Here is a 13,343-nt window from a genome sequence, read left to right on the forward strand (position 1 = left end):
ATGACGAAGCCATCCCTCCCCGACCTCCTCCACGCCGCCGTCACCGCCGTCGGCGGCACGGAGCGACCCGGCCAGGTCACCATGGCCGAGGCCGTGGCCGAGGCCATCGACGACAATTCCCACCTCCTCGTCCAGGCCGGCACCGGCACGGGCAAGTCGCTCGGCTACCTGGTGCCGGCGCTGGCCCAGGGCGAGCGGGTGGTGGTGGCCACGGCCACCCTGGCGCTCCAGCGCCAGCTCGTCGAGCGTGACCTCCCGCGGACGGTCGACGCGCTGCATCCGCAGCTGCGCCGCCGTCCCCAGTTCGCCATGCTCAAGGGCCGGTCGAACTACCTCTGTCTGCACCGGCTCCACGAAGGGGTCCCGCAGGACGAGGAGGACGGTCTCTTCGACCCCTTCGAGGCGGCCGCGCCCACCAGCAAGCTGGGCCAGGACCTGATGCGGCTCCGGGACTGGTCGGACGAGACGGAGACCGGAGACCGGGACGACCTGACGCCCGGTGTCTCCGACAAGGCCTGGGCGCAGGTCTCGGTCTCCTCCCGGGAGTGCCTCGGAGCGAGCAAGTGCGCGTACGGTCCGGAGTGCTTCGCCGAGTCGGCCCGCGAGCGGGCCAAGCTCGCCGATGTCGTCGTGACCAACCACGCCCTCCTCGCGATCGACGCCATCGAGGGTGCCCCGGTGCTTCCGCAGCACGAGGTGCTGATCGTCGACGAGGCCCATGAGCTGGTCTCCCGGGTCACCGGGGTGGCCACGGGCGAGCTCACTCCCGGCCAGGTCAACCGTGCCGTGCGCCGGTCCGCGAAGCTGGTCGACGAGAAGGTCGCCGATCAGCTGCAGACCGCCGCCGAGGGCTTCGAGCGGGTCATGGAGCTGGCTCTGCCGGGGCGCCTGGAGGAGATCCCTGAGGACCTCGCGTATGCCCTGATGGCGCTGCGTGATGCCGCCCGCGCGGTGATCACGGCCCTGGGCTCCACCCGCGACCGGTCCGTGCAGGACGAGGACGCGGTGCGCAAGCAGGCCATGGCCTCCGTGGAGAGCGTCCACGGTGTCGCGGAGCGCATCACCCAGGGCTCGGAGTACGACGTCGTCTGGTACGAGCGTCACGACCGTTTCGGGGCCTCGGTGCGGGTCGCCCCGCTCACCGTCTCGGGTCTGCTGCGGGAGAAGCTGTTCACGGAGCGGTCCGTGGTCCTGGCCTCCGCGACGCTCAAGCTGGGCGGCGACTTCAACGGCGTCGGTGCCTCGCTGGGTCTCGCGCCGGAGGGCACCACCGGTGACGACCTGCCCGTCTGGAAGGGGATCGACGTCGGCTCCCCGTTCGACTACCCCAGGCAGGGCATCCTCTACGTCGCCAAGCACCTCTCCCGCCCCGCGCGGGACGGGGACCGGGGCGACATGCTCGACGAGCTGACCGAGCTGATGCAGGCGGCCGGCGGCCGGACCCTCGGTCTGTTCTCCTCGATGCGTGCGGCGCAGCAGGCGGCGGAGGAGCTTCGGATCCGGGTCCCGGAGCTGCCGATCCTGCTCCAGGGCGAGGACACGCTCGGTGAGCTGATCAAGAACTTCGCGGCCGACCCGAAGACCTGTCTCTTCGGCACGCTGTCGCTCTGGCAGGGCGTGGACGTCCCCGGGGCCAGCTGTCAGCTGGTCGTCATGGACAAGATCCCGTTCCCGCGCCCGGACGATCCGCTGATGAGCGCCCGGCAGAAGGCCGTCGAGGAGGCCGGGGGCAATGGCTTCATGGCGGTCGCGGCGACCCACGCGGCCCTGCTCATGGCGCAGGGTGCAGGTCGGCTCGTCCGGGCCACGGGCGATCGGGGTGTCGTGGCGGTTCTCGACCCCCGGCTGGCGACGGCCCGGTACGGCAGCTATCTGAAGGCCTCGCTGCCCGACTTCTGGTACACGACCGACCGCAACCAGGTGCGGAAGTCGCTGGCGGCGATCGACGCCGTGTCCAAGGCGGCGGAGGCCTGAGGTTCCACCCTGCCGAGCCCCGGGCGCGCCGGGGCTCGGCGGTAGGGCACGGCAGGGCCCCGGGACCGGCGCAGTGGGTCCCGGGGCCCGGTCAGAGCCGGCGAGGTGAGTCAGACCCGCCGCAGCACCGCCACGACCTTTCCGAGGATGGTCGCCTCGTCGCCGGGGATCGGCTGGTACGCCGCGTTGTGCGGGAGCAGCCAGACGTGGCCGTCCTCGCGCTTGAAGCGCTTGACCGTGGCCTCGCCGTCCAGCATGGCCGCGACGATGTCGCCGTTCTCCGCGACCGGCTGACGGCGGACGGTGACCCAGTCGCCGTCACAGATGGCGGCCTCGATCATCGAGTCGCCGACGACCTTGAGGACGAACAGCTCGCCGTCACCGACAAGCTGCCGGGGGAGAGGGAAGACGTCCTCGACGGACTCCTCGGCGAGGATCGGGCCACCGGCCGCGATCCGGCCGACCAGCGGCACGTACGACGCGGCGGGCTTGCCCGTGGTGTCCGTCGGCTGGGTGCTGGGCTGGTCGGAGCCGCGCACCTCGTACGCCCGGGGGCGGTGCGGGTCCCGGCGGAGGAAGCCCTTGCGCTCGAGCGCCATGAGCTGGTGCGCCACGGAGGACGTGCTGGACAGGCCGACGGCCTGCCCGATCTCGCGCATCGACGGCGGGTAGCCGCGCCGCTGGACCGAGTCGCGGATGACTTCGATGACCCTGCGCTGCCGGTCGGTGAGCCCGGAGCTGTCGGCTCGGATGCCTGGAGGTCGCCCGGGGAGGGCGCGGGCGGGTCGCCCGGGCTCCTCACCGTTCATGCTTGTGTCGTTCATGGCGTGCACCGGCTCGAGTCGGCCCTGGGAGCGGTCCTGGGCGGTGATGGTGGCACTGTCTGCGGTGGTGGTCACGTCGTCGGCCCCTCTCGAATGGTCTCCCTGGCTGGCACAACGGTAGTGGCTTTCGAAAGGTTGCGCCAAACACACGTTCGAGTGAAAATTCGCAGATTGCCTTACGCCTGTACGCATGCGGGTGTATGAGCACTCTCGCGCCGCCGCCCCGATTCGGACGTCACGGTAGCCTTCGCCGCCGGGTCGCGCGCGGTGCACCCTCTCAGTGTCGCACCCGGAGGGGCTGAATCGCGGGAGCGGACGCGCCGCGACACGCGGAACGCCCGGAATCGCCGCCAACCCAAGATCTAGTGGTTGGATGGCATCGGCCACCCAGGGGTAGTGGTCCCCGGTCTCCCGGGGGTGCCCACATCGCCTATGCTGGTGGTCGCTTCGCAGGGCCTTGACGGTCGGGCGAGGTTCACCAGTCGTGCCGTGAGGGAGGGTCGGAACCAATGCACTGCCCCTTCTGCAGGCACCCCGACAGCCGTGTCGTCGACAGTCGCACCACCGACGACGGGACGTCGATCCGGCGTCGTCGCCAGTGCCCCGACTGCTCCCGTCGTTTCACGACGGTGGAGACGTGCTCGCTCATGGTGGTGAAGCGGTCAGGTGTCACCGAGCCCTTCAGCCGTACCAAGGTCATCTCCGGCGTACGCAAGGCGTGCCAGGGGCGACCGGTCACCGAGGACGCCCTCGCCAAGCTCGGCCAGCGGGTCGAGGAGGCGGTGCGCGCCACCGGCAGCGCCGAGCTGACCACCCATGACGTGGGTCTGGCCATTCTCGGCCCGTTGCAGGAGCTCGACCTCGTCGCGTACCTGCGCTTCGCGTCCGTGTACAAGGCTTTCGACAGCCTCGAAGACTTCGAGGCCGCCATCGCGGAACTCCGCGTGCGGCCTCCCGCTGAGAACCGCAGGACCGGTGCGACCCCCGAGGTCCCCGTTCCCGCCACCGCCGCCGACTGACCGGCGGTCCGGGCCCCGCGCCCGGCGACCGGCCGCCGAGCGGCCTGGCAGACGTGCCCCGAGCGACCCCCCGTGGCGCTCGTGGCAGCAGTACAGAACGACGTACAGAAGACGGTGCCCTGGGACTATCTGGGCGCCAAAGTGTGTTTTGCCCGTATATGGGAGGCGGCATGACAGAGACGGCGAGCGGTCCGGCACGTGGTTCTCGTTCCAAGGGAGCGAAGGCGACGAGCAAGGGCCTGCGCATCGAGCGCATCCACACCACCCCCGGCGTGCATCCGTACGACGAGGTGGCGTGGGAGCGCCGTGACGTCGTCATGACCAACTGGCGCGACGGCTCGATCAACTTCGAGCAGCGTGGCGTCGAGTTCCCCGACTTCTGGTCGGTGAACGCGGTCAACATCGTCACCAGCAAGTACTTCCGCGGGGCGGTCGGCACCCCGCAGCGCGAGACCGGTCTCAAGCAGCTCATCGACCGGATCGTGAAGACCTACACGAAGGCCGGCGAGGAGTACGGCTACTTCGCCTCGCCCGCCGACGCCGAGATCTTCGAGCACGAGCTGGCCTACGCGCTCCTGCACCAGATCTTCAGCTTCAACTCGCCGGTCTGGTTCAACGTCGGCACGCCCCAGCCTCAGCAGGTCTCCGCCTGCTTCATCCTGTCCGTCGACGACTCCATGGAGTCCATCCTCGACTGGTACAAGGAAGAGGGCATGATCTTCAAGGGCGGCTCCGGCGCCGGCCTGAACCTCTCCCGCATCCGCTCCTCCAAGGAGCTGCTCTCCTCCGGCGGCAACGCCTCCGGCCCGGTCTCGTTCATGCGCGGCGCCGACGCGTCCGCCGGAACGATCAAGTCGGGCGGCGCGACCCGCCGCGCGGCCAAGATGGTCATCCTCGACGTCAACCACCCCGACATCGAGGACTTCATCGAGACCAAGGTCAAGGAGGAGGAGAAGATCCGCGCCCTCCGCGACGCGGGCTTCGACATGGACCTGGGCGGCGACGACATCACGTCCGTCCAGTACCAGAACGCCAACAACTCCGTCCGCGTGAACGACACGTTCATGAAGGCCGTCGAGTCCGGCGGGAAGTTCGGCCTCACCTCCCGGATGACCGGCGAGGTCATCGAGGAGGTCGACGCCAAGTCGCTCTTCCGCAAGATGGCCGAGGCCGCGTGGGCCTGCGCCGACCCGGGCATCCAGTACGACGACACGATCAACCACTGGCACACCTGCCCCGAGTCCGGCCGCATCAACGGCTCGAACCCGTGCAGCGAGTACATGCACCTGGACAACACGTCCTGCAACCTCGCCTCGCTGAACCTGATGAAGTTCCTCAAGGACGACGGCAAGGGCAACCAGTCCTTCGAGATCGAGCGCTTCGCCAAGGTCGTCGAGCTCGTCATCACCGCGATGGACATCTCCATCTGCTTCGCCGACTTCCCCACCCAGAAGATCGGCGAGAACACCCGCGCCTACCGTCAGCTCGGCATCGGCTACGCCAACCTCGGCGCCCTGCTGATGGCGACCGGCCACGCGTACGACTCCGACGGCGGCCGCGCCCTCGCCGGTGCCATCACCTCCCTGATGACCGGCACCTCGTACAAGCGCTCCGCCGAGCTCGCCGCGGTCGTCGGCGCGTACGACGGCTACGCCCGCAACGCCGAGCCGCACCAGCGCGTCATGCAGCAGCACGCCGACGAGAACACCAAGGCCGTCCGCACGGACGACCTGGACTCGCCGATCTGGGCCGCCGCCACGGAAGCCTGGCAGGACGTGATCCGCCTCGGCGCCAAGAACGGCTTCCGCAACGCCCAGGCCTCGGTCATCGCCCCGACCGGCACCATCGGTCTCGCGATGTCCTGCGACACCACCGGCCTCGAGCCCGACCTCGCCCTGGTCAAGTTCAAGAAGCTCGTCGGCGGCGGCTCGATGCAGATCGTCAACGGCACCGTCCCGCAGGCCCTGCGCCGCCTGGGCTACCAGGAGGAGCAGATCGAGGCGATCGTCGCCCACATCGCCGAGAACGGCAATGTGATCGACGCCCCCGGTCTGAAGGCCGAGCACTACGAGGTCTTCGACTGCGCCATGGGCGAGCGCTCCATCTCCGCGATGGGCCACGTCCGCATGATGGCCGCCATCCAGCCGTGGATCTCGGGCGCCCTCTCCAAGACCGTGAACCTGCCGGAGACGGCCACGGTCGAGGACGTCGAAGAGGTCTACTACGAGGCCTGGAAGATGGGCGTCAAGGCGCTCGCCATCTACCGCGACAACTGCAAGGTCGGCCAGCCCCTCTCCGCCAAGAAGAAGGAGGAGGAGAAGGTCGAGGTCACCGCGAAGACCGAGGCGACGATCCGCGAGGCCGTCGAGAAGGTCGTCGAGTACCGCCCGGTCCGCAAGCGTCTGCCCAAGGGCCGCCCGGGGATCACCACCTCCTTCACCGTCGGTGGCGCCGAGGGCTACATGACCGCCAACTCCTACCCGGACGACGGTCTCGGCGAGGTCTTCCTCAAGATGTCCAAGCAGGGTTCGACGCTCGCCGGCATGATGGACGCCTTCTCCATCGCCGTCTCCGTCGGTCTGCAGTACGGCGTCCCGCTGGAGACGTACGTCTCGAAGTTCACCAACATGCGCTTCGAGCCGGCCGGCATGACGGACGACCCGGACGTGCGGATGGCGCAGTCGATCGTCGACTACATCTTCCGCCGCCTGGCGCTGGACTTCCTGCCCTTCGAGACCCGCTCCGCGCTCGGCATCCACTCGGCCGAGGAGCGTCAGCGCCACCTGGACACCGGCTCGTACGAGCAGTCCGAGGTGGACGAGGTCGACGTCGAGGCGCTGGCCCAGTCCGCGCCCCGCGCCCAGGAGCTGAAGGCCGTCGCGGCCCCGGCCCCGAAGATCGAGGTCCCGGCCCCGAAGCAGGCGCACACCTCGGCCGAGCTCGTCGAGATGCAGCTCGGCATCAGCGCCGACGCCCCGCTCTGCTTCTCCTGCGGGACGAAGATGCAGCGCGCCGGCTCCTGCTACATCTGCGAGGGCTGCGGCTCGACCAGCGGCTGCAGCTGACATCGAGTAGGTGCTTCATGAAGGGGACCGGCCTCGTGCCGGTCCCCTTTGCCGTGTCCCGGAGAGTGCGTCGGGCTTCAGGGGCGTACGGAGCCTCCAGGCGCGTACGGAGCCTTCAGACGCGTATGGAACCCAGCACGGTGCCGAACTCCTGGGGGTCGGCGTCGAAGCCGTGGCTGATCGGCCGGTACTTCCAGCCGTCGGCGCCGTACCGGGTGAACTCCACGACCGTCGCCGCGAGGGCGTCCGGCACGTCCGCGAAGTCGTGGACCAGCAGGTCCGTGTAGCCCTCACGGACCCGTATGCCCGTGTTCGCCACTTCGCTGAAGGAGCGGCGCCCGCCGCCCTGCTGTATGGCGACGCCGACGACCACGCGCGCGTACCGCGGTGCCAGGCGGTCGAGCTCCAGGGTCATGGCCTCGTCGTAGCCGAATCCCTGGCCCGTACGGCTGTCCCGGTGGAGCGTGATCGTGCCGTCGGGGGACCGGCTGCCGAAGTGCACCAGCTGGACCGGGGCTCCGTGCGGATCGTCCGCGTCGAAGACGCCGGCGACGATGTCCAGGTCGTGGGCCGGTGCGCCGGCCGGGGCAGGGTCCCACCTGAGCGTGACCTCGACCCGGCCCACCCCTTTGTTGAGTCCGCTCATGGTGCTTCCCCTCTCCGCGTGCGCCCCCGCGCACGCCTCGCGTCGAACCGTCCATCCGCTCAAAAGCCCTTGGTCGTGGGCCGATTGCTCATGGTGTCATGGGGCTACGACAGTGGACCCGGGGGTTGAGGGGGAGAACGGTTTGTGGAGTGGTGAGGAGCTGGATCTCGACGCATATCTGGCTCGAATCGGATACGAGTCCGAGCGGGACGGGGAACTCGTGCCCGATCTGCGGACATTGACGGCCCTTCACCGGGCACACGTCCGAGCGGTGCCCTTCGAGAATCTCGACGTCGCCCTGGGGCGACCTGTTCCGCTTGATGTGAAGAGCCTTCAGGCCAAGCTCGTCGAGCGGCGCCGTGGAGGCTACTGCTACGAGCAGAACTCCCTGTTCGCCGCCGTGCTCGAACGGATCGGTTTCACGGTGACCGGGCGCGGGGCGCGGAACCGTTCGCGGGGCGCGGTGCTGCCACCCGTCACGCACGCGCTTCTCGTCGTCGCGATCGAGGGCGAACAGTGGCTCGCCGACGTGGGGTTCGGCTGGCAGGGACCGTTGGAGCCGGTGCCCCTGCGGGACGGGGCGCGCGTCGAGCAGAGCGGCTGGACGTTCGGGATGGTCGTGGAGGACGAGGGCATCCACGTACTGCGGTCCCTGCGTCCACAGGGGTGGACCGACCTGTACGCCTTCTCCCCGCAGACCCTCTACCCGGGCGATTTCACCGTCATGAACCACTACAGCTCCAGCCATCCGCAGTCGCGTTTCCTCGGCCAGGTCGTGGCCCAGCGGCCGGGGGCGGACGAACGCAGGGCGCTGGTGCGCGACACGCTGTCGACGGTCCGGACGGACGGCGTCGTCGAGGAACGTGCCGTACCCGTGAACGAGTTGGTCGCGACGCTGGAGAGCCGGTTCGGAATCGAACTGGACGAGGAGGAGCGCGCGGGACTCGAGCGCATGCACCCGGCGGGACCCTGACAGGGTCTGCCGGGGCGGTCTCCGGGCCCGTACGATGGCGCGGTGCTGGTCAAGTGGATTCGCTGCACCGTGATGGACCGTCGTGGGTTCGAGCGGGGGCAGCGGAAATGGGCGGGGCTGCTCGGTGAGCCGGGGTTCCGGGGACAGGGCGGCGGGTGGAGCCGGGCTCGGCCGGACGTCGCCCATGTCTTCGGCTTCTGGGAGAGCCGGGCCTTCTACGACTCGTTCATGGCGCGCTCGCATGACCGCCTGGCGGCCGCGCAGATGGGCACGTACAAAGACATCCAGGTCAAGCTGTTCGACCACCGCTTCGACGTGAAGACCGGGTTCGAGCCGAAGTTCTCCGACGCCGACGTGGCGAGGGTGGCGCACTGCCGTGTCCACGAGGACCGTGCCGAGCACTTCGCGTTGATGCAGGAGAAGGTGTGGAACCCGGCGATGGCCGGGTCCCCGGGCATGCTGCGAGGGCTGTTCGGCGAGGCGCCCGGCAGCGAGTTCCTGGTGCTGTCGATGTGGCAGTCCGCCGCCGAGCACGGGAAGTACCGGGCGGAGCGGATCGAGCGGCTCGGACTCCGGGCCAGGACCGCGGCCGATGTGGCGGCCCTGGCCGGGGACGTGGTGCAGCTCGAGCCGGCCTGGACGGTGTGAGCGGGCCCGGTCGGCCGGGACGGTCTGAGGGGCTCGGGTCGGCTGTGCGAGTGGTGTGAGCTGGCCAGGGTCGGCTGTACGGGCGGTGCGAGCGGGCTCGGGTCGGCTGTTGGAAAGGTGTGAGCGGAGCCGGGTCGGCCGCCCGCATGGCCTGCGTGGTCCTGAGGTGCCTGGCGCGTCGAGGTCGGGAAGGGCTAGGCCGGGACGTACGCGCCCGCTTCGACCCCGGCCAGAACCGCGCGTGCCGCCTGGTCCGCGAGCGCGCCGTCGATCGGCTCGCGGGTGATGAAGAGCCGCATGAACAGGGGGGCCGAGACCGCCTGGACGACCGCGCCCGCGTCGGTGCCCGGCGGCGCCTCGCCCCGGGCGACGCCCCGGGTCACGACGACCTCGCAGCGCCGGAAGCGCTCGGCGTAGAAGGTGTGCAGGGCCTCCGCCGCCCGCGGGGACTGGAACGCGGCGCCGATGAACGCGGTGGGGGCCGCACCCGCGGCGGGATCGCCGAAGGCGTCGACGACCTCGTGCGCGAGCGCGCGCAGATCTCCGGAGAGGCTCCCGGTGTCCGGTGGCGTCCAGGCGTCCTCGTTCGCCAGGTCGAGAGCGTCGGCGAGGAGGCCTTCGACGCTGCCCCAGCGGCGGTAGAGCGTCGTCTTGTGGACGCCCGAGTGCTCCGCGACGTACTCCACGGTCAGGGCGGGATAGCCGTGCTCGGACAGGCCGGTCAGGACGGCGTCGCGGACGGCCGCCCGGGTGCGGGCGGTCCGGCCGCCGGGGCGGGTGCTGCCGGGCGCCGGGGTCGGGCGCTCCTCGATCGAGTCGTTCAATTGCTACTCCCGTTGCGTTAGTGGGTCGAGTCTGCCACACTCGAATTAACGCAATCGAAGTTGCGTTTGACGGTCCACTCCTGGAGGCGCCCTTGCCTACTCAGATCTCACTGCACGACGTCGTCGTGTCCCGTGGTGAACGACTGCTTCTCGATCAGGTCTCGCTCTCCGTGCGCCCCGGGGAGCGGATCGGGATCGTGGGGGAGAACGGTGCGGGGAAGTCGACTCTGCTGCGGCTCCTCGCCGGGGCGGAGCAGCCCGACGAGGGCAGTGTCGTCACCGTCGCCGAAGGTGGTCTGCGGATGCTCGCCCAGACGCCTGACCTGCCTTTCGGCGCCACCGTCGGCGACGCCATCGACGCCGCGCTCGCCGAGCTCCGCGCCATGGAACGGCGCCTTCGCACACTGGAATCCCGACTCGACGCGGCGGACGAGACGGTGCTCGACGCATACGGCGAGCTCCTCACCACCTACGAACTGCGCGGCGGGTACGAGGCCGACGCGCGGGTCGACAAGGCGCTTTACGGACTCGGCCTCGCCCACACAGGTCGCGAGCGGATACTCGGCAGTCTCTCCGGCGGAGAGCTGGCCCGGCTCGGCATCGCCTGCGCGGTCGCGGCCGGCCCCGAAGTGCTCCTCCTCGACGAACCCACCAACCACCTCGACGCTCAGGCGCTCGACTGGCTGGAGGGCGCCCTCCTCGCGCACCGCGGGACCGTCGTGGCCGTCTCCCACGACCGGACCTTCCTGGAGCGCGTCGCCACCGCGATCGTCGAGGTGGACGCCGACCGGCGCGCGCTCGTGCGGTACGGAGAGGGATACGCCGGCTACCGCGCGGCACGAGCGGCCGCGCGCCGACGCTGGGAGGAGGCCTACGAGGAGTGGTGCGAGGAGACGGCGCGGCTGGACGCCTACGCCGCGACCACGGCGCACGGGGTCGCACCCGGGAGGGAGATGAAGGACAACAACAAAATGGCCTTCGACCGGGCTGCGGGCCGTGTCCAGGCCTCGGTCTCGGGGCGCGTCAGCAACGCCCGGGAGCGCCTGAGACGACTCCGCGAGGAGCCCGTGCCCCAGCCGCCTCCGCCCCTCTCCTTCTCCGCCAGGCCCCAGGCGGGCGGAGCCGAAGGAGCGCTCGTCACCCTGACCGGAGTGCGGGTCGCGGACCGTCTCTCCGTGGACGCGCTCACCGTGCGGGCGGGCGAGAGGCTGCTCGTCCACGGCGGCAACGGCGCGGGGAAGTCCACGCTGCTGCGGGTCATGGCAGGGGTGGTCGACGCCGACGAGGGGGATGTCCGGCGCGCCGGACGGATCGGACACCTGGCCCAGGACGTGAAGGTCAGGCGCCCGGAGGAGCGGCTGCTGGCCTGCTTCGGACGCGGGCTCGCCCTCGCCGAGGACGAGCGTGCCGAACTGCTCCTCTCATACGGACTGTTCCGCCCGGCCGACCTGACCGTGCCGGTGGGCGGTCTCTCCGCGGGCCAGCTCCGCCGGCTGGCGCTCGCACGGCTGCTGGCCCGGCCCGCCGACCTCCTTCTGCTCGACGAGCCGGGCAACCACCTGGCCCTGGGGCTCGTGGAAGAGCTGGAAGCGGCGCTGGAGCAGTGGACCGGAGCCCTTGTCGTGGTCTCGCACGACCGTGCGCTGCGCCGCCGTTTCACCGGGCACATACGCCGGATGGACTCCGGACGCCTCCTCGGTTGAGCCCGCTCAGGACCGGCGATCTAGGGTCGAGGTATGGCACGACCGCGGCGCATCGTTCTCGTACGGCACGGAGAGTCCGAGGGCAATGTCGATGACACGGTGTACGAACGGGAGCCCGACCACGCCCTGCGGCTCACGGAGACCGGGTGGCGGCAGGCCGAGGAGACGGGGGAGCGGCTGCGGGAACTCTTCGGGGACGAGGCGGTGAGCGTCTACGTCTCGCCGTACCGCCGCACCCACGAGACCCTCCGTGCCTTCCGGCTGCCTCCGGAGCAGGTCAGGGTGCGCGAGGAGCCCCGGCTGCGGGAGCAGGACTGGGGCAACTGGCAGGAGCGGGAGGACGTACGACTGCAGAAGGCCTATCGGGACGCGTACGGGCACTTCTTCTACCGCTTCGCCCAGGGCGAGTCGGGGGCGGACGTGTACGACAGGGTCGGGGCGTTCCTGGAGAGCCTCTACCGCAGTTTCGAGGCGCCCGACCATCCGCCCAACGTCCTGATCGTCACCCACGGGCTGACCATGCGGCTGTTCTGCATGCGCTGGTTCCACTGGACGGTCGCGGACTTCGAGTCGCTGTCGAACCCCGGCAACGCCGAGACCCGCATGCTCCTGCTCGACGCGGACGGGCGATACCGACTGGACAGGCCGTTCGAACGCTGGCGTACCCCGGAACCGTACGGGCCTACCGGATAGAGTGGCAGACCGATGACCGCTGACTCCTCATTCGACCGGCGCTTCGACCGCGCCCTGGCCAGCCTGCGCGGGCTGTCCGTGGGAGACGCCCTGGGCTCCCAGTTCTTCGTACCCGCCAACTATCCCCTGCTGAAGCGGCGCGAGCTGCCCGACGGCCCCTGGCAGTGGACCGACGACACCGAGATGGCCTGCTCCGTCCTGGCCGTCCTCGCGCGCCACGAACGGATCGACCAGGACGCCCTGGCCATGTCCTTCGCTCGGCACCACGACTTCGACCGGGGCTACGGCCCCGCGGTCAACCGCATGCTCCGGCTCATCCGGGAAGGGGGCGACTGGCGGGAGCTGGCCGCTGCGCTCTTCCAGGGGCAGGGCTCCTGGGGCAACGGTGCAGCGATGCGGATCGCGCCGCTCGGAGCCTGGTACGCGGACGACCCGGAGCAGGCGACGCACCAGGCCGAGATCTCCGCCTACCCGACCCACCAGCACCGTGAGGCCGTGGTGGGTGCCATGGCCGTCGCCGCCGCGGCCGCCCTGGCCGCCGACCCGGCCGGGCCGCCCACTCCGGAGGCTCTGCTCGACGGAGTCGTCGCCCTGGTGCCGCGCAGCGCCGTCGGAGCGGGGCTGCGCCGGGCGCGCGACATGCTCGACTACGGCGACGCGGGCACGGTCGCCGCGGTCCTCGGCAGCGGCCGGCGGACGAGTGCGCACGACACGGTTCCGTTCGCGCTCTGGTCGGCGGCGCGTGGTCTCGGTGACTTCGAGCAGGTGTTCTGGACGACCGCCCAGGTCGGTGGTGATGTCGACACGACCTGCGCCATCGCCGGAGGCGTCGTGGCCGCGGCGGCGACCGGTGCGCCGCCGGCGGAGTGGCTGCGTCAGACCGAGGAGCTGCCGGACTGGGTTCCGGTCCAGACGGCCTGAGACGGCACGACGGCCCCTGAACCCCGGAAGGGTTTCAGGGGCCGTCGGCGCGT

Annotated in this window: 11 protein-coding genes; 8 read left to right on the top strand and 3 right to left on the bottom strand. The window is 70.4% G+C overall.

Going from position 1 to position 13,343, the window contains the following annotated elements:
* The gene (locus tag ACFQ79_RS10160) at positions 1-1,974 is read left to right on the top strand and encodes an ATP-dependent DNA helicase (protein WP_383580995.1); all 1,974 of its coding nucleotides are present in this window, start codon (positions 1-3) and stop codon (positions 1,972-1,974) included.
* Positions 1,975-2,084: 110 nt separating this feature from the next.
* Here ACFQ79_RS10160 and lexA read toward each other — a convergent pair whose 3' ends face one another.
* Positions 2,085-2,873: a transcriptional repressor LexA gene (gene lexA / locus ACFQ79_RS10165; RefSeq protein WP_209497163.1), complete on the bottom strand. Its 789-nt coding sequence runs from the start codon at positions 2,871-2,873 to the stop codon at positions 2,085-2,087.
* 434 nt (positions 2,874-3,307) lie between these two features.
* Between lexA and nrdR the strand changes: the two genes are divergently transcribed.
* Together nrdR and ACFQ79_RS10175 are read left to right on the top strand one after the other, a co-directional pair.
* Positions 3,308-3,817 carry a transcriptional regulator NrdR gene (gene nrdR / locus ACFQ79_RS10170; RefSeq protein ID WP_383580997.1) on the top strand — a complete coding sequence of 170 codons (510 nt, stop codon included), beginning with the start codon at positions 3,308-3,310 and terminating at the stop codon, positions 3,815-3,817.
* Between the two features lie 170 nt (positions 3,818-3,987).
* Positions 3,988-6,882, top strand: a complete 2,895-nt coding sequence (locus ACFQ79_RS10175; protein WP_383580999.1) for a vitamin B12-dependent ribonucleotide reductase — start codon at positions 3,988-3,990, stop codon at positions 6,880-6,882.
* Between the two features lie 115 nt (positions 6,883-6,997).
* On the opposite strand, the gene ACFQ79_RS10180 is transcribed toward ACFQ79_RS10175, so the two are convergent.
* Positions 6,998-7,528: a TerD family protein gene (locus ACFQ79_RS10180; RefSeq protein WP_383581001.1), complete on the bottom strand. Its 531-nt coding sequence runs from the start codon at positions 7,526-7,528 to the stop codon at positions 6,998-7,000.
* Positions 7,529-7,640: 112 nt separating this feature from the next.
* Between ACFQ79_RS10180 and ACFQ79_RS10185 the strand changes: the two genes are divergently transcribed.
* Together ACFQ79_RS10185 and ACFQ79_RS10190 are read left to right on the top strand one after the other, a co-directional pair.
* Positions 7,641-8,501 carry an arylamine N-acetyltransferase gene (locus tag ACFQ79_RS10185; RefSeq protein WP_383581003.1) on the top strand — a complete coding sequence of 287 codons (861 nt, stop codon included), beginning with the start codon at positions 7,641-7,643 and terminating at the stop codon, positions 8,499-8,501.
* A gap of 42 nt (positions 8,502-8,543) precedes the next feature.
* Positions 8,544-9,149 (top strand): YdbC family protein, encoded by a 606-nt coding sequence (locus tag ACFQ79_RS10190; RefSeq protein WP_383581005.1) that lies wholly within the window; start codon positions 8,544-8,546, stop codon positions 9,147-9,149.
* Between the two features lie 194 nt (positions 9,150-9,343).
* Here the strand turns inward: ACFQ79_RS10190 and ACFQ79_RS10195 are convergent, their stop codons facing one another.
* Positions 9,344-9,973 carry a TetR/AcrR family transcriptional regulator gene (locus tag ACFQ79_RS10195; protein ID WP_383581008.1) on the bottom strand — a complete coding sequence of 210 codons (630 nt, stop codon included), beginning with the start codon at positions 9,971-9,973 and terminating at the stop codon, positions 9,344-9,346.
* Positions 9,974-10,065: 92 nt separating this feature from the next.
* Between ACFQ79_RS10195 and ACFQ79_RS10200 the strand changes: the two genes are divergently transcribed.
* Genes ACFQ79_RS10200 through ACFQ79_RS10210 form a run of 3 tightly spaced genes read left to right on the top strand, consistent with a single transcriptional unit; the run spans position 10,066 to position 13,290 of the window.
* Positions 10,066-11,676, top strand: a complete 1,611-nt coding sequence (locus ACFQ79_RS10200) for an ABC-F family ATP-binding cassette domain-containing protein (protein WP_383581011.1) — start codon at positions 10,066-10,068, stop codon at positions 11,674-11,676.
* A gap of 33 nt (positions 11,677-11,709) precedes the next feature.
* Positions 11,710-12,369 (top strand): histidine phosphatase family protein, encoded by a 660-nt coding sequence (locus ACFQ79_RS10205; protein WP_055601683.1) that lies wholly within the window; start codon positions 11,710-11,712, stop codon positions 12,367-12,369.
* A 12-nt stretch (positions 12,370-12,381) separates the two neighbouring features.
* The gene (locus ACFQ79_RS10210) at positions 12,382-13,290 is read left to right on the top strand and encodes an ADP-ribosylglycohydrolase family protein (RefSeq protein WP_383581013.1); all 909 of its coding nucleotides are present in this window, start codon (positions 12,382-12,384) and stop codon (positions 13,288-13,290) included.
* Positions 13,291-13,343: the final 53 nt, after the last annotated feature.

It is taken from the genome of Streptomyces sp. NPDC056480, assembly GCF_042795405.1.
Taxonomy (GTDB): Bacteria; Actinomycetota; Actinomycetes; order Streptomycetales; family Streptomycetaceae; genus Streptomyces.